Below are 16,687 nucleotides of genomic sequence, written 5' to 3'. Positions count from 1 at the left end.
ATAATGACCACGCGCATCATGACGGTGCTGCTGGCGACAGCCAGCATGCTATGTGGCGGGCTGCTGCATGCGGCCCAGATCGAAAGCGTGCGGCTCTGGCGGGCGCCGGACAACACGCGGCTGGTGTTCGACCTCACCGGGCCGGCCGACCACAAATTGTTCACGCTTTCCAGCCCTGAACGCATTGTCATCGATATCTCCGGTGCCAGCTTCTCCGCGAGCACCAGCGACCTGCCGTTGAAGGATACACCCTTGACCGGGCTGCGTTCCGCGCCCCGGGATGGCAGTGATCTGCGCGTAGTGCTGGATCTGTCCCGCGGGGTCAAGCCGAAGAGCTTCTCATTGCCACCGAACCAGCAATACGGGCACCGATTGGTGATCGACCTGTATGACAGCGAGCCGCAGCCCAGACTGCCGGCTACCGCAGAGCCGAGCGCCTCGCCCTTGCCGCAGACCCCGAGCCGTTCCGTTGTCGAAGCCGGGCAGCGTGACATCATCGTCGCGCTGGACGCCGGGCATGGCGGAGAGGACCCGGGCGCCATCGGTCATAACAAGGCGCTGGAAAAGAACGTGGTGCTGGCGATCGCCAAGGAACTCAAGGGCATGATCGATGCGGAGCCGGGGTTCAAGGCGGTATTGGTGCGTACCGGCGATTATTTCATCCCGCTGCGCAAACGCACCGAGATCGCCCGCAAAAACAACGCCGATCTGTTCGTCTCCATTCATGCTGACGCCTTTACCCGGCCCAGTGCCTTCGGTGCGTCGGTATTTGCCTTGTCTGATCGAGGCGCCACCTCGGAAACCGCTCGCCTGTTGGCGGACCGGGAGAACCGTTCCGACCTGATCGGTGGGGTAGGTGGCGTGAGTCTGGACAACAGGGACCAGGTGCTGGCCAGTGTGCTTCTGGACCTGTCGATGACGGCCACCCTCTCCGCCAGCCTTGATGTGGGGCAGCAGGTGTTGAGCTCGATCAGCAAACTCACTCCGCTGCACAAGCGTCGGGTTGAGCAGGCCGGCTTCATGGTGCTCAAGTCGCCGGACATTCCTTCGATCCTGGTGGAGACCGGCTTCATTTCCAACCCCGGTGAGGCCAGGAAACTGGTCACACGCAGTCATCAGCAAGGCCTGGCGCGCGCCATGCACAGCGGGATTCTCGGCTATTTTCATCGCAATCCGCCGCCCGGCACCCGCATCGCTGCCTTGAAGAACAGCGGCAAACTGGCCCAGGGGCCACGCGAGCATACCGTGACCCGGGGTGATACCCTGTCGATGATCGCCACCCGCTATGAAGTCAGCTTGGCAAGTCTGCGTCAGGCCAACCGTTTGGGCAGCGATCAGATCCGCGTCGGTCAGGTGCTCCAGGTGCCGGCTGGCAATATGCTGGTCAAGAATGACCCCTGATACCGCCATTGAAGCCTGATATGCCCCGAATACAATTGTTGAATCCGCGACTGGCCAACCAGATCGCGGCTGGTGAGGTTGTAGAACGCCCCTCCTCGGTGATCAAGGAATTACTGGAAAACAGTCTGGATGCTGGCGCCACGCGTGTCGATATCGACGTCGAGCAGGGCGGCGTGAAGCTGCTGCGGGTGCGTGATGACGGCTGTGGTATTGATGAAAGCGACCTGCCGCTGGCGCTGTCACGGCATGCCACCAGCAAGATCATGGATCTGGATGACCTGGAGCGCGTGGCGACGCTGGGTTTCCGGGGTGAGGCGCTGGCCTCGGTGGCCTCGGTATCGCGGCTGATGCTGACGTCCTGCGCCGAAGCGGCGGATCAGGCCTGGCAGGTGGAAACCGAAGGCCGGGACATGAACCCGCGTGTACAGCCGGCGGCGCATCCGCGCGGCACCACCGTGGAAGTGCGCGACCTGTTCTTCAATACACCGGCGCGGCGCAAGTTCCTGCGCACTGAAAAAACCGAATTCGGTCATCTTGAAGAAGTCGTCAAGCGCCTGGCCTTGTCGCGTTTCGATGTGGCTTTCAATCTGCGTCACAACGGTCGCTCGGTACTCAGCCTGCGGCCGGCGCATACCGAGCAGGAGGCGCAGAGGCGGGTTGCCAGCATCTGTGGTCCGGCGTTTGTCGAGCAATCTCTGACCATCGATCATGAACGCAGTGGACTGCGGCTGTGGGGCTGGGTCGGGTTGCCGACTTTTTCCCGCAGCCAGGCCGACCTGCAGTATTTCTGCGTCAACGGTCGCCTGATCCGCGACAAGCTGGTGGCCCACGCGGTGCGCCAGGCCTATCGTGATGTGTTGTTCAATGGCCGTCATCCGACCTTTGTACTGTTTCTCGAAGTGGACCCCGCAGTGGTGGATGTGAACGTGCATCCGACCAAACATGAGGTGCGCTTTCGTGATGGGCGCATGGTGCATGACTTCCTGTTCAGTACCTTGTATCGCGCTCTGGCGGATCAGCGTCCGGACTCGCAGGGTCCGGCTGCGGAAGAGTCGACCGGCGACGAGGTATTGCAGCCAACGGCTGTGCCTGCCGCGAGCGGCCTGAGTGCCGGGGTATTCTCCGGGCAGACGCATATGTCGCTCAATGAGCCGGCCGCTGCCTGGACCAGCATGCCTTCCGCTCCGGAGCGCCCTTCACCTCAGGCGCTGGCGGGTGCGAGTCAGGCTTATGCCGGGCTCTATGGTGAAGCGGCCAGCCAGCCCCAGATGCCGACGGCGGAAGAGGCTGGCGAGGTCCCACCGCTGGGCTATGCCCTGGCGCAGTTGCATGGAGTGTTCATCCTTGCGGAAAACGCCGAGGGGCTGGTGGTGGTGGATATGCACGCGGCCCATGAACGCATCACCTATGAACGCCTGAAACAGGCGATGGAGCTGGAGGGGTTGCGCAGCCAACCGCTGCTGGTGCCCGAATCTATGGCGGTGAGCCAGAGCCAGGCCGATTGCGCCGAGGAGCATGCTGCCTGGTTTGCCCGGCTGGGATTTGCCCTGCAGCGCATGGGGCCGGAGACGCTGGCCATCCGCGAAATTCCGGCGCTGCTGCGCCAGGCCGATGCCGCGCAACTGGTGCAGGATGTGCTGTCCGATCTGATGGAATTCGGTACCAGCGACCGCATCGAGGCGCACCGCAATGAGCTGTTGGCAACCATGGCCTGCCATGGTTCGGTGCGCGCCAACCGGCGCCTGACCCTGGCGGAAATGAATGGGCTGTTGCGTGACATGGAGCAGACCGAACGCAGCGGCCAATGCAACCATGGGCGTCCCACCTGGACGCGCATGAGCATGGGCGAGCTGGACAAGCTGTTCTTGCGGGGCCGCTAGATGACATCGTCTGTCACCCCCACGGTCATCTGCCTGATGGGGCCGACGGCCGCGGGCAAGACCGACATGGCGTTGCACCTGGCCGAGCACCTGCCTTGCGAGTTGATCAGTGTCGATTCAGCGCTGGTCTATCGCGGCATGGATATAGGTACAGCCAAGCCCGATGCCGCGACCCTGGCGCGCTACCCGCATCATCTGGTGGATATTCTCGATCCGGCCGAAGCCTACTCGGCTGCGCGTTTTCGCCATGACGCCCAAGCGCTGATCACCGAGATCATCGGCCGTGGCCGTATTCCGCTGCTGGTCGGCGGTACCATGCTGTATTACAAAGCGCTGGCTGGCGGCCTGGCACAGATGCCGGCCGCCGATCCGGCGGTGCGCCAGCGCATCGAGGTCATGGCGCTGGAGCACGGCTGGGAGGCGGTTCACGCCGAGCTGGCGAAGGTCGATCCGACCTCTGCGGCGCGTATTCACCGCAATGACCCGCAGCGCATTCAGCGTGCCTACGAGGTGTTTCTGCTGAGCGGCGTGACGCTGACCGATTGGCATGCCCGTCAAGCGCTTGAAAATGCCGAAAGCAAGGCGACTGGCGGGGCTAATATGTCCTATACTACGCGCTATGTGGTTGTGGCTCCCCAAGAGCGGCATATCCTCCATGAACGTATCGCCTTGCGTTTTTCGCTGATGCTTGAACAGGGGTTCATTGCAGAAGTGGAAGCTTTGCATGCGCGCGGTGATCTGGATGTGTCGATGCCATCGGTGCGTGCAGTTGGGTACCGGCAGGCGTGGGATTATCTCGAAGGGAAACTCTCCCTCGATGAAATGGTCGAACGCGGTGTGATTGCCACCCGGCAGTTGGCAAAGCGGCAGTTTACCTGGCTGCGCGGTTGGCATGAGGAAATTGAATGGTTCGACAGCCTGGATCCGAAAAGATCGGACAAGCTCTTGAAACACCTCGGGTCAATCGCCATATAGTTTTTTCATATGTTTTCAATTTATAAGCGGTTCCCATAATGGTTTCCATAAGGAGTGAGGCAATGTCAAAAGGGCATTCACTACAAGACCCTTACCTGAACGTTCTGCGCAAGGAACGTGTTCCGGTATCCATCTACCTGGTCAATGGCATCAAGCTGCAGGGCCAGATCGAATCTTTCGACCAGTTCGTCATTCTGCTGAAGAACACCGTCAGCCAGATGGTCTACAAGCACGCGATTTCGACAGTGGTTCCGGGTCGTCCGGTCCGTTTGCCGGCGCCGGGTGATGAAGTCGAGGCTGGCAATCCTTGATAGTACGGGAGGCCTGATTGTTCTTTGAACGCCATGAGGGAGGTGAACGTGCAGTACTCGTTCACCTGGAAGGCCAGGATGAGCAGAACCGTGAAGACCCTCATGAGTTTCTCGAACTGGTACGTTCGGCAGGGGCGGAGGTCGCTGACTTCCTGAATATCAGCCGCTATCAGCCCAGCCCTCGCTTTCTCATCGGCGCCGGCAAGGTCGAAGAGTTACGCGGCCTGGTCAAGTCGGCAGAAAGCGACCTGGTTATCTTCAATCATGTGCTGACCCCGAGTCAGGAGCGCAACCTCGAGCGTGAGCTTGAGTGTCGCGTGATTGATCGTACCGGCCTGATTCTGGATATCTTTGCTCAACGCGCCCGTACCCATGAGGGCAAGCTGCAGGTCGAGCTTGCCCAGCTGGATCACCTGAGCACTCGTCTGGTCCGCGGCTGGACTCACCTTGAGCGGCAGAAGGGCGGTATCGGTCTGCGCGGTCCGGGTGAAACCCAGCTCGAAACCGACCGTCGCCTGTTGCGCGCGCGTATCAAGCAGATCAGCAAACGTCTGGAAAAAGTGCGCAGCCAACGCGAGCAGGCGCGTCGTGCGCGACGTCGCGCAGAAGTCCCCGTCGTCTCGCTGGTCGGTTATACCAACGCCGGCAAATCCACACTGTTCAACATGCTTACTGAATCTGCGGTGTATGCCGCTGATCAGCTGTTCGCCACGCTTGACCCCACCTTGCGTCGAGTCGAGCTGGATGATATCGGTCCAGTGATCATGGCCGATACCGTCGGGTTTATCCGCCATCTGCCACATAAACTGGTTGAAGCGTTTCGCGCCACGCTGGAGGAATCCAGTCAGGCCGACCTGCTGCTGCACGTGATCGATGCGGCGGATGCCGAACGCATGTCGAACATCGAGCAGGTGAACCTCGTCCTGGACGAGATCGGTGCCAGTGCATTGCCCATGCTGGAGGTCTACAACAAGATCGATCTGCTGGAGCACTTCGAGCCGCAGATCCAGCGCGATGGTAATGGCGTGGCTGTCCGGGTCTGGGTGTCTGCTCGAGATGGTGTCGGGCTGGATCTGCTGGCTCAGGCCATTGCCGAGCGTCTGTCGGAGGATGTCGTCCAGCAGAGCATTGTGTTGGGGCATGATGAGGCGCGGCTGCGGGCGCAGTTCTACGCGGTCGGTGCGGTCACTGCAGAGCGTATTGCGGAAGATGGCCGGCAGGAACTGGATCTGCGTTTGCAGCGCAGCGATTTCAATCGCCTGCTCAAGCGTGAAGGTTGGCAGCTGGAAAGATTTCTCGAACAACACACTTTGCAATAATGGATAGCGGTTGCGGTTCGCGCAGCGGTCGGCATTTGCTGTAGGATTGCGGAAATGACTGCGCCGGCCATCCACGCCGGCAGAGGCAGTTTCATGGTTTTGGACAACGGAGAACGCTATGGCGTGGAATGAGCCTGGTGGCGGTAACAATTCGAATAACCAGGATCCCTGGGGAAGTGGCGGTAACCGTGGCGGTGATAATCGCGGCGGTAAGCAGGGGCCGCCCGATCTGGACGAGGCGCTGCGCAAACTGCAGGACAGCCTGAACGGCATCTTCGGCAAAAAGAAACGTGGCAATGGTGACGGCGGCAACGGTCGCCGTGTCGGCGGTGGTCAGGGCATTCCCAAGGGATTGTGGATCATCGGCGTACTGATTCTGTTCGTTTTCTGGCTGTTCAGCGCCATCTACAAGGTCGACGAGCAGGAGCAGGCGGTCGTGCTGCGCTTCGGTGAATACAACCGTACCGTTGAATCCGGTCTGCATATCTATTTCCCGCCGATCGAGAAGAAATTCCAGCGCAACGTCACCCAGGTTCGCTCCTATCGTCAACAGGGTCAGATGCTGACTGAGGATGAGAACATCGTTGAGGTTCCTTTGGCGGTGCAATACCGGATCTCCAATCTGGAAGATTTCGTATTGAAAGTCGAAGATCCGGAGATCAGTCTGCGCCATGCCACCGAAAGTGCCCTGCGTCACGTGGTTGGTTCCACCTCGATGCACCAGGTACTGACCGAAGGTCGTGAACAGATGGGTGTGGAAACCACCGAGCGTCTGCAGCGTTATCTGGATGCCTATCAGACCGGCATCACCGTGGTTCAGGTGAACATCGAAAGTGCCCAGGCACCGGCCGAAGTGCAGGATGCCTTTGATGATGTGATCCGTGCTCGGGAAGACGAGGTGCGTGAGCGCAACCAGGCTGAATCCTACGCCAACGGCGTAATCCCGGAAGCCCGTGGTCAAGCCCAGCGTCTGTTGGAGGAAGCCAGTGGTTACCGCCAGGCGATGGTCGCCAGGGCAGAGGGTGAGGCAGAACGCTTCAACCTGCTGATGACCGAGTACCGTCAGGCGCCGGAAGTGATGCGCGAGCGCATGTTCATCGAAACCATGCAGGAAGTGCTGAGCAATACCAGTAAGATCATGGTGTCGGGCGATGGCAGTAATAATCTACTGTACCTGCCGATCGACAAGTTGATGCAGCAGGGTAGCGGAGGCTCGTCCTCTTCGTCTGCGCAGTCCACTACCGGAGCAGATGCTTCGACACGTCTGCCGGTGCAATTGCAGCAGCGCGATCTGCGTTCAAGGGAGGCTCGCTGATGAGTAGCAAGTCGATATTCGGACTCATAGCCGCGCTGGTGTTGATCGTGGTTGGTTTGAACAGTTTCTTCATCGTCGAGCAGACCCAGCGTGGCTTGGTGCTGCAGTTCGGTAAGGTCGTACGCGATGATGTGCCGCCGGGACTGCACTTCAAGTTGCCCTTCGTGCAGGAAGCCAAGCTGTTCGATGGCCGTCTGCTGACGCTGGATACCGCCACTCAGCGCTATCTGACGCTGGAGAAGAAGGCGCTGATGGTGGATTCCTTTGCCAAGTGGCGTATTGCCAATGTGCAGCGGTACTACACTGCTACTTCCGGTGTGCGTTCCATTGCTGAAGAACGTCTGTCGCGCCAGCTCGAGTCGGGTCTGCGTAACGAAGTGGCGCGCCGCACCTTGCATGAGGTTGTAGCAGGTGAGCGTGACCAACTGATGGCCGACATTACCGCCGACTTGAATGACAGCGCGCGTCGCGAGCTGGGCATTGAGGTGCTGGACGTGCGGGTAAAGGGCATGGATCTGCCGCGTGAGGTCAACCGCAGTGTATTCGAGCGGATGAGTTCCGAGCGTGAGCGTGAAGCCCGCGAGCACCGCGCCAAGGGCCGCGAGCTGGGCGAAGGTATTCGCGCCGATGCTGATCGTCAGCAGCGAGTGATTCTCGCTGAAGCCTTCCGCGAGGCCGAGGAGATCCGAGGTCAGGGCGATGCCGAAGCGGCGGCCATCTATGCAGAAGCGTATAACAAGGATCCTGAGTTCTATTCTTTCTATCGCAGCCTGCAGGCCTACCGGGAAAGCTTCTCGAATAAATCCGATGTGCTGGTGCTTGACCCGCAGAGTGATTTCTTCAAGTTTTTCAAGGGTTCTCAACAGCCCTGAGTTGAGACTGGCTACACTCGTCCAACGAACGGGTGTAGCCAGTCGAAAACATGTTACAATCGCGCAGCCGGGTCATCCCGGCTTTTTTGTGACCGGCAGTTCCGGAAAGAGGTTTGAGTAGATGTGGCAGAGCCTGGCCGCGGCGCTGTGTCTGGTGCTTGTACTGGAAGGTTTGATGCCATTTCTGGCTCCCCGCCTTTGGAAGCGAATGCTGGCCGAAGTGAGCGGTATGAGCGACCGTCAATTGCGCATTGCCGGACTGCTGAGCATGCTGACAGGTACCGCCTGTCTATACCTGATCCGCTAGATAAAGGTTGTGAAGATGCCTACTGTTGATCGCTGGCTGTTGCCTGACGGGATCGAAGAAGTGCTGCCTGCAGAGGCCGCACGTACCGAAGCAGCCCGCCGGCAATTGCTGGATCTATTCTCCCGCTGGGGGTATGACCTGGTCATCACCCCGCACATCGAGTACCTCGAATCTCTCCTGACCGGCTCCGGTCATGATCTGGAATTGCAAACCTTCAAGATGATCGACCAGCTGTCCGGGCGCATGCTCGGCCTGCGTGCCGACATCACCCCCCAGGTGGCGCGCATTGATGCGCACACCCTGGGTGCGGAAGGTCCCAGTCGTCTATGCTATTGCGGTAGTGTTCTGCATACCCTGCCGCGGCCCCTGTCCACCTCCCGCAGCCTGATTCAGCTGGGTGCCGAACTCTACGGCGATGCCTCCAGTGCCAGCGACATCGAAGTCATTGCGCTGATGCTGGAGACCCTGGCGGCCAGCCGCGTAGAGGGCGTGCATCTGGATATCGGTCACGTCGGCATCTACCGCGGGCTGGTACAGGCCGCCGGTCTGGATGGCGCCGCTGAGCGTGCATTGTTCGATGCCTTGCAGCGCAAGGCGGTGGACGAGGTGCATGAACTGACTTCGCGTATCGAACAATCATCACTGGCCGCCATGCTGTGCAGTCTTGCCGAGCTGTCCGGTGGTGTCGAGGTGCTGGAACGTGCCCACGTGGTGTTGGACGGTGCTCCGGAATCGATCATGGCTGCGCTTGATGAGCTGGCGGAAATCGCCCAGGTGATTTCCCGACGCTATCCTGCGGTACCGCTGTATTTCGATCTTGCCGAGCTGCGTGGCTATCACTATCACACGGGCGTGAGCTTTGCCGCGTTCGTTGCCGGCACCGGTCAGAGCATTGCTCAGGGCGGCCGTTACGACGAGATCGGTCGGGACTTCGGGCGCGCGCGTCCGGCCACCGGCTTTTCCACCGACCTGCGCCTGCTGGTCGCCTGTGGCCAGATCGAAGGCGGCAGTCGTGAGCACGGCATCTGGGCGCCGAACGCGAACCAGTCCGGTTTGCAGGACAAGGTGATGCAGCTGCGCCGTGCCGGCGAACGGGTGATAGTTGCACTGCCCGGTCAGCGTGACGCCGAAGCAGCGGATTTCGGTTGTGACCGCATTCTGCGCTTCGAGAATGATGGTTGGCAGGTAAAAGAAATTTCCATGGCCTAGGGCCAGTTCCTAACAAGTGAGGCAAGAGCTGAACATGGGTAAGAATGTTGTCATCCTGGGCACCCAATGGGGCGATGAGGGCAAGGGCAAGATCGTTGATCTGCTGACCGAACAGGTTTCCGCCGTGGTGCGCTATCAGGGCGGGCACAATGCCGGACACACGCTGGTGATCGACGGTGAGAAGACGGTTCTACACCTTATCCCCTCGGGTATCCTGCGCGAGAATGTGATGTGCTACATCGGCAACGGCGTAGTGCTGTCCCCTGAGGCGCTGCTCAAGGAATTGACCGGCCTGGAAGCCAAGGGCGTACCGGTGCGTGAGCGTCTGCGCATCAGCCCGGCCTGTCCGCTGATCTTGCCTTATCACGTGGCCCTGGATCAGGCCCGTGAACTGGCACGCGGAGAAGACAAGATCGGTACCACCGGCCGCGGAATCGGGCCGGCTTACGAGGACAAGGTTTCCCGCCGTGGTCTGCGCGTTGGTGACCTGTTCAATCCCGAGCGTTTTGCCGTCAAGCTGGCCGAGGTGCTGGAGTACCACAACTTTGTTCTGCAGAACTATTACAAGGTTGAGCCGGTTGATTTCCAGAAGACACTGGATGACGCCATGGAGTATGCAGAATGGCTGAAGCCCTTGATGCAAGACGTCACCGCACGTCTGCATGAACTGCGTCGCGATGGCGTCAACATCATGTTTGAAGGCGCTCAGGGCTCGCTGCTGGATATCGACCACGGCACCTACCCTTATGTCACCAGCTCCAATACCACTGCCGGCGGTACCGCCACCGGTTCCGGTTTTGGCCCTCTGTACCTGGATTATGTGCTGGGTATCACCAAGGCCTATACCACCCGGGTTGGCTCGGGTCCGTTCCCGACTGAGCTGTTCGATGGCACGGGTGAGCGTCTGGCCCAGCGTGGTCACGAGTTCGGTTCCACCACCGGTCGCGCGCGCCGTTGCGGCTGGTTCGATGCGGTCATTCTGCGTCGTGCCATCGAGATCAACAGCATCAGTGGTCTGTGTCTGACCAAGCTGGATGTGCTTGATGGTCTGGATGCGATTCAGATCTGTGTGGGCTATCGCAACGCCGAAGGTGACGTGCTGGAAGCGCCGAGCGACGCGGACAGCTACATCGGCCTGGAGCCGGTCTACGAAGAAGTGCCCGGCTGGAGCGAGTCGACTCTGGGTATCCAGTCTCTGGATGCACTGCCTGCCAATGCACAGGCTTATATCGCGCGGATCCAGGAGTTGGTGGGTGCGCCGATCGACATCATCTCCACCGGCCCTGACCGCAACGAAACCATCATCCAGCAGCAGATCTTCTGATCAAGGTCGTTTAACAACCCTACCTGATTAATCCCACGCTCAGCGTGGGAGTATCTGCCGGGCGGACCGCGACGGTCTTCAGCCCTTCAGCTTCTCCGTCAACCACACAAAACGATCCATGTAAGCCTGAAGGAAATCACGGCTGGCGGCGCCGATATCGCCTTCGGCGGTGATCAGCTCGGGCTTGAACTGGATGTAGGCTTCGCCGCCCAACACCACCGAACCAAGAATGCTCATGATCTGACGCAAGTGCTGCTGCGCCAGCGCCGATCCGATGGCGCCCGGCGAGGTGCCGGTGATAGCCACGGGTTTGTCGCGCCACACGTTCTTGTCCATCGGCTTGGAGCCCCAGTCGATGGCATTCTTCAATACCGCAGGCAACGAACGGTTATGCTCGGGAGTGACAATCAGCACTGCATCTGCGGCGGCGATCTCTCTGCTGAAGCGGTTCACACTGGCGGGGCGTTCGCCTTCAAGATCGAGGCTGTACATCGGCAGGTCGTCGATCTGCGGATAGCTGACGTTGAAATGGACTGGCAGCAGTCTGGCCAGCGCCTGGGCGTACTGCCGATTGATGGAGCCGCTATGATTGCTGCCGACAACGATTGCCACCTGTATCTTGCTCATGAATTCTCTCCAAAAGGCCATGCTGCGACATGGCGAAACTGAGGTTGCTGGATTTGATCGATGGTTGATTATCGATCACCAAGATAGATGTATAAAGCGCGAAATTTACGTCATAGATATCGAATAAATCGATGTTATCTGAAGCGCCTGCTGATAATGATCAGCAGCATTACCAACAGCAAGCAGGCTACTGCCCAGCGCAAACAACGGTCGCAGGGATTGGTTTACCTGTTGGGGAAAGCTGAAGAAGAGGGCAGCCCGAGGGCTGCCCTTGATTTGCTTCTGATAGCGGTATTAACTGGCGGCGTCATTCATCGGTAAACACCTCCGAAATCCAGGTCTTCACCTCTGCTTCGGCACCCAGCTCGACATAGCGCTGGGCTTGCGCATCATATAGCGGGAATTCCAGTTCATCAGTGATGCTAGGGTCGCCGGTCCGGGCGAAGTTGCTCCACATAGTCATCATCTGCTCGATCACCGCGTCATCGGTAGCGTCGAAGCCGGCAGAGGCGAAGATGTCTGCCGGATCGCCCTGGGAGCCACTGACGCCGTTGCCGTTCAGATCACCGATCTCCAGTGATTGTCCGGTGGCCGGGTCGATGACCAGCCCCAGCTGGTAATGGGTGATTACGCTCTCTGGCATGTTGAACAGGTAGGCCAGCTCCGCCGCGTGGTAGGCGGTGACGCCTTGGGCTTTCCAACCGGCGGGTTGCTGGCTGAAGTGCATGGCGTACTGCGGCGCGGTATTCAGCCCCGCCATCCAGGGAAATACCTCCAGCACGGTCGCGATGGGTTCTTCGGTGTCGTTGGTGTTGATCAGGAACATGAAAGGCACATCGTTCTGTCTGGCGCTTTCGAAGGCTTCCCGTTCGCTGTAGGGCTGGTAGTGGTAGTCAACGTTGGTATAGGGCACCAGTGCCGCCCCGGCCTGCATCACCTGCAGCCAGCTGCGCTCGCGCATTTCTTCCAGCGAGGCGGCTTGCAGTCGTTGTTGAAGTTGCACGCCGATGGCCTCGGCACTGGCCAGGGTGCGGGTATCCGGATGCAGCGTGCCGCTCTGGCTGATGGCCCGGTGGAACAGCCCCGCGGCCTGAGGTGAAGACATCAGCGACAAGACCTTGCGACCGCCACCCGATTCACCAAAGATGGTGACGTTACCCGGGTCGCCGCCGAACGCCTCAATATTGGTCTGCACCCATTTCAACGCGGCAACCAGGTCCATCTGGCCGTAATTGCCGGAACCGCCATAACCGCTTTCCGCGCTCAGATCGGGATGGGCGATATAACCGAACGGCCCGAGTCGGTGGTTGACCGAGACCTGGACGACGCCTTTGCTGGCCAGCGCCTTGGGGTTGTTGAATGGTTTGGTATTGCTGGTCAGCGAGGTGAAGCCACCGCCATGGAACCAGACCATGACCGGCAGGCCGTCGGCGTCCTTGGGCGCGGTGACATTGAGATAGAGCGAGTCTTCACTCATGCCGCCTTCACCGAAGCGTTCCAGGCCGGGGTTCTGTGCGGCCTGATCACTCCAGGCGATGGCATCCCGGGTTCCGGTCCAGGACTCAAGCGGCTGCGGCGCGCGCCACCGCAGATCGCCCAATGGCGGTTGGGCGTAGGGTATACCGAGAAACTGCCAGGTATTCTCGTCAGCTTCGAAACCACTCAACTCGCCGCCGTCGGTCTGCACCAGATGGCGCACGCTGGCGGCGCGGGTGGAATGTTCCAGGGCGGCGTCGGCTGCAGTAACGGTGCGTGGGCGCGGGTCGGTATCGCTGAATGCCCCGGCGCTCTCAAGCTCTGCCAGCAACGGAGTCAGGCTGGTGCGAAAGGCGGCGGGCGTCTGATCGAAATCGATCTGTGCTGCCTGCAAGGACACGACATCGCGGATGGCATCGGTGAGCTGAATGCCGTTGTTGAGGTGCCCGTCGGCATCCAGCGTCTGCAACAGGATGAGCTTGTTGGTCACTCGTTGATCAGTTGCTGATTCCGCCCCCTCGGTAATGCTCAGCGGAGTGAGTACTTCCGCGCCTTTGGCCGAGCCCAGTGACAGATCGCCAATGGAGAAACTGATGGTTTCTCCCGCTCGGTAATGGAATTCACCTTGCTCGTCCGTGGTCGCCGCGGCGGTGTCGCTACCTTCGTAATCGAGTCCGGAGACAGCGCTGTCGATAAAGGTGCCGGTGAGCACATCGGGTTTCGAGGAGGAAGAAGACGAGCCACCGAAGCAGCCAGACAGTGCCAGGGGCAGCAGGGAAACGGCCAATACAACCGAACGGTTGCCTGGTTTGAACATGCGATACATGAATGGAACTCCCATTATTGTTGTTTTAAGCCTCTCGCCATTCCCTGGCTATGCATATTTCGAGTCCATATCCGTGGTGGACGAAAGGACCTTATGTCCCAGAGCGGGAACGCAAGCCAGTATAGGCAGCGAGCCGTGAGACGTAGCCTGGGTATACTGCTTCAAAGGGTAAGAGCGACAACGAAGGCCTGGACGCACCGGCGATCCGGGAAATTGCAATGAGGCGTTTTTCTTATATGTCTCTGCGGCGCAGAGCGCCTGCGGCTCCCTTTGCCTGATGAATTTGACTCATCAGTCGACGAGTGACAGTCGTTCAGTAGTGACCTGTCATTCATGAATAGAATGATCAGTCATTTTCTATTTTGTCTAGAATGGGGGTGTCATTCACGACCTCGGGAGCATAACTCTCATGCAGCATGGCATTCCTGCTTTGGTGGTCATGGGTGTGACTGCCTGCGGCAAGAGCACTATTGCCGAGGCCATCGCACAGGGCGCTGGTGGTATATATATCGAAGGCGATCTGTTCCACAGTGCCGCCAGCATCAAGAAGATGCGCAGTGGTATCGCACTGGATGATGCCGATCGTTCAGAGTGGCTGAAGCAGCTTGGTGAATTGCTGACGAGCGCGGTGGCGGCGGGGCAGAAGCCGGTGTTGAGTTGTTCGGCATTGAAGCGTTGCTATCGGGATCGGCTGCGGGCAGCCGTGCCAGCATTGGGGTTCGTGTTTCTGGATATTGATCAGACTGAAGTGCAGCGCCGTGCCGCTTTGCGCAAGGGGCATTTCATGTCGCTGGAGTTGATCAGCAGCCAGTTCGCCACGCTGCAGAGGCCGGACAACGAACCCCGGGTGTTGACGGTGGATGCGGCATTACCCGTAGCGGAAATCAGTCGTCAGGCGGTTGATTGGTGGAAGACCGGCTAGTACCAACGGGCATAGAGCCTGCCGGGAAATCCAGGAACACCTCTGGGTTTATTCACCAGGCCGATGTCGTCCGCACAAGGTTGTTGATTCATCAGGCTTTATCTGGACGTTGCGCGCTACACGCGGCTACTGTCGGGCTCTTGATAAAAACCACAATATTCCTCAGGAGCAACCGATGAGCGAAGTAACTACCGAGTTGAGTGGGGGCGTACTGACTATCACCATCTCCCGCCCGGAAAAGAAGAACGCACTGACCAACACCATGTATGGGGCACTGGCCGATGCGCTGGAACGGGTTGAAGCGGAAGCAGATATCCGGGTTGCAGTCATTCAGGCCGATGGTGAAATCTTTTCCGCCGGTAATGACTTGGGTGAGTTCACCCAGCAGTCCACCGGCAACGGCCCGGCGGTGCGTCATGTTGAGCGGTTCCTGCGGAACATTGTTATCGCCAGCAAACCGGTAATCGCTGCAGTGCAGGGTAAGACGGTCGGTGTGGGTACGACCATGCTGCTGCACTGCGACATGGTCCTGCTGGCCGACGACGCCCAGTTGATCGCTCCTTTCATCAACCTGGCGTTGGTGCCTGAGGCCAGCTCCAGCCTGCTCATGCCGCTGCGCATTGGTCATGTCCGGGCCTTCGAGATGTTCGCGTTGGGTGAGCCCATAGACGCTGCGGATGCGTTGGCCTGGGGCTTGGCCAATCGAGTGGTCAGTCGTGATCAGTTGCGAGCCGAAACTCAGCGCATGGCGACCTTGGTGGCGAGTAAGCCAGCCGGTGCTTTGGCGTTGGCCAAGGGGCTGATGCGCAACACCGAGCAGGTGCTGGAGCATATGGAACGTGAAAGCCGCATATTCTCTTCCCAGCTACGGAGTGCAGAGGCCAAGGAAGCATTCCTGGCTTTTGCGGAGAAGCGCAAGCCGGATTTCAGTCGGGTGGGCAAAAACTGAGAGGCCTCGGCAACAACGCGCTCTGTCCTCTGTCAGGGCCGACCGGTCTCTCGCCATGAGGGTTTGCTTGCCTGGCTCCTGCAATACTGATTGAACTGCAGGAGCCGGGCACAGTAGTGGGCTCAGCGCAGCGCGACCTGCGCCTGGGTTTCCAGCTCTGTTTTCAATGCCGGTTCGAGTTTCAGCTGGCGGGCCAGTTCGTCGAGATAGGCACGCTCCATATAGCTTTCTTCATCGACCATGATGATGCTGGCCAGATACATTTCCGCGGCGATTTCCGGAGTGCTGGCCGAGCGAGCTACATCGGAAGGGTCCAGTGGCTTGCGCAGCTCCTGATCAAACCATTGTTTGAGCTGTGAGTCGCCGGTCAGCTTGGCGACTTCACCATCGATCAGCTCCCGCTCGCGATCATCGATATGACCGTCGGCCTTGGCTGCGCCGATGATGGCGCGCAGGATCGCCTGGCTGTGTTGTTCCACCTCGATGGCCGGAACGCGGTCGACGGTTCGTGGTGTATCCTCGATTGCCGGTACGCCGGGCTGATTCTGCTTCTGGGTCTGCCAGTTGCTGTACGCCTTGTATGCCACCACGCCCAGCGCCGCCAGACCGCCATAGGCAACCACCTTGCCACCCATCTTGCGCGCCTTCTTGCTGCCCAGCAGCAGACTTACCGCGCCGCCGCCCAGCGCGCCGCCACCAATGCTGCCGAGCAGTCCGCCCAGGGGAGAGCCGGTTGAGCCGGTTGCCGGTGGGGCCGTCGGATTGGACTGGCCGGTGCTCTGGTTCTGGTTCTGCAACAGGTCCTTTCCCGCATTGAGCAATTGATCGAGCAGACTGCGTGTGTTCATGCTTACCTCTGTGGAACTGATTGAAGGTGGGGGCCGCTGTGGTAATTCCATCATCCTGCAGCTAATGTGGATACACACTGGCACGCTGGGTTCCGTGGCGGAAAGCTTCAAGCCTATACTTCTTCA

Annotated in this window: 15 protein-coding genes; 12 read left to right on the top strand and 3 right to left on the bottom strand. The window is 59.5% G+C overall.

Features of this window, described 5'->3' with window-relative positions:
* The first annotated feature begins 3 nt into the window (after positions 1-3).
* From BLU11_RS11550 to BLU11_RS11505, 10 genes are all read left to right on the top strand, one after another.
* Entirely contained in the window at positions 4-1,401 is a 1,398-nt protein-coding gene (locus BLU11_RS11550; protein WP_090273486.1) for an N-acetylmuramoyl-L-alanine amidase, read from the top strand.
* Positions 1,402-1,421: 20 nt separating this feature from the next.
* A complete protein-coding gene (gene mutL / locus BLU11_RS11545) occupies positions 1,422-3,281 on the top strand; it encodes a DNA mismatch repair endonuclease MutL (protein ID WP_090273485.1) in 1,860 nt (619 codons plus the stop codon).
* Positions 3,282-4,256 (top strand): tRNA (adenosine(37)-N6)-dimethylallyltransferase MiaA, encoded by a 975-nt coding sequence (gene miaA, locus BLU11_RS11540; protein WP_090273484.1) that lies wholly within the window; start codon positions 3,282-3,284, stop codon positions 4,254-4,256.
* 62 nt (positions 4,257-4,318) lie between these two features.
* Positions 4,319-4,567: an RNA chaperone Hfq gene (gene hfq / locus BLU11_RS11535; RefSeq protein ID WP_090273483.1), complete on the top strand. Its 249-nt coding sequence runs from the start codon at positions 4,319-4,321 to the stop codon at positions 4,565-4,567.
* 17 nt (positions 4,568-4,584) lie between these two features.
* Positions 4,585-5,886 (top strand): ribosome rescue GTPase HflX, encoded by a 1,302-nt coding sequence (gene hflX, locus BLU11_RS11530; RefSeq protein ID WP_090273482.1) that lies wholly within the window; start codon positions 4,585-4,587, stop codon positions 5,884-5,886.
* 118 nt (positions 5,887-6,004) lie between these two features.
* A complete protein-coding gene (hflK, locus tag BLU11_RS11525; protein WP_090273481.1) occupies positions 6,005-7,201 on the top strand; it encodes an FtsH protease activity modulator HflK in 1,197 nt (398 codons plus the stop codon).
* The gene (gene hflC, locus BLU11_RS11520; RefSeq protein ID WP_090273480.1) at positions 7,201-8,073 is read left to right on the top strand and encodes a protease modulator HflC; all 873 of its coding nucleotides are present in this window, start codon (positions 7,201-7,203) and stop codon (positions 8,071-8,073) included. The genes hflK and hflC overlap by 1 nt, the downstream gene beginning before the upstream one ends.
* A gap of 121 nt (positions 8,074-8,194) precedes the next feature.
* On the top strand, positions 8,195-8,380 hold the full coding sequence (locus tag BLU11_RS11515) for a DUF2065 domain-containing protein (RefSeq protein WP_090273479.1): 186 nt from the start codon (positions 8,195-8,197) through the stop codon (positions 8,378-8,380).
* A gap of 15 nt (positions 8,381-8,395) precedes the next feature.
* Positions 8,396-9,589 carry an ATP phosphoribosyltransferase regulatory subunit gene (locus BLU11_RS11510; protein WP_090273478.1) on the top strand — a complete coding sequence of 398 codons (1,194 nt, stop codon included), beginning with the start codon at positions 8,396-8,398 and terminating at the stop codon, positions 9,587-9,589.
* 34 nt (positions 9,590-9,623) lie between these two features.
* Entirely contained in the window at positions 9,624-10,913 is a 1,290-nt protein-coding gene (locus tag BLU11_RS11505; protein ID WP_090273477.1) for an adenylosuccinate synthase, read from the top strand.
* Between the two features lie 78 nt (positions 10,914-10,991).
* Here the strand turns inward: BLU11_RS11505 and BLU11_RS11500 are convergent, their stop codons facing one another.
* Together BLU11_RS11500 and BLU11_RS11495 are read right to left on the bottom strand one after the other, a co-directional pair.
* Positions 10,992-11,540 carry an NADPH-dependent FMN reductase gene (locus tag BLU11_RS11500; RefSeq protein ID WP_090273476.1) on the bottom strand — a complete coding sequence of 183 codons (549 nt, stop codon included), beginning with the start codon at positions 11,538-11,540 and terminating at the stop codon, positions 10,992-10,994.
* A 307-nt stretch (positions 11,541-11,847) separates the two neighbouring features.
* Positions 11,848-13,842, bottom strand: a complete 1,995-nt coding sequence (locus BLU11_RS11495) for a carboxylesterase/lipase family protein (RefSeq protein ID WP_172828688.1) — start codon at positions 13,840-13,842, stop codon at positions 11,848-11,850.
* Between the two features lie 409 nt (positions 13,843-14,251).
* Between BLU11_RS11495 and BLU11_RS11490 the strand changes: the two genes are divergently transcribed.
* Positions 14,252-14,764: a gluconokinase gene (locus BLU11_RS11490; RefSeq protein WP_090273474.1), complete on the top strand. Its 513-nt coding sequence runs from the start codon at positions 14,252-14,254 to the stop codon at positions 14,762-14,764.
* Between the two features lie 175 nt (positions 14,765-14,939).
* Positions 14,940-15,713, top strand: a complete 774-nt coding sequence (locus tag BLU11_RS11485) for an enoyl-CoA hydratase (RefSeq protein WP_090273473.1) — start codon at positions 14,940-14,942, stop codon at positions 15,711-15,713.
* Between the two features lie 122 nt (positions 15,714-15,835).
* Here BLU11_RS11485 and BLU11_RS11480 read toward each other — a convergent pair whose 3' ends face one another.
* Positions 15,836-16,561 (bottom strand): tellurite resistance TerB family protein, encoded by a 726-nt coding sequence (locus BLU11_RS11480; protein WP_090273472.1) that lies wholly within the window; start codon positions 16,559-16,561, stop codon positions 15,836-15,838.
* Between the last annotated feature and the right edge of the window lie 126 nt (positions 16,562-16,687).

It is taken from the genome of Halopseudomonas litoralis (assembly GCF_900105005.1).
GTDB lineage: Bacteria > Pseudomonadota > Gammaproteobacteria > Pseudomonadales > Pseudomonadaceae > Halopseudomonas > Halopseudomonas litoralis.
The sequence above is the reverse complement of the archived record's forward strand: the minus strand, read 5'-3'. Positions and strand labels throughout refer to the sequence as shown.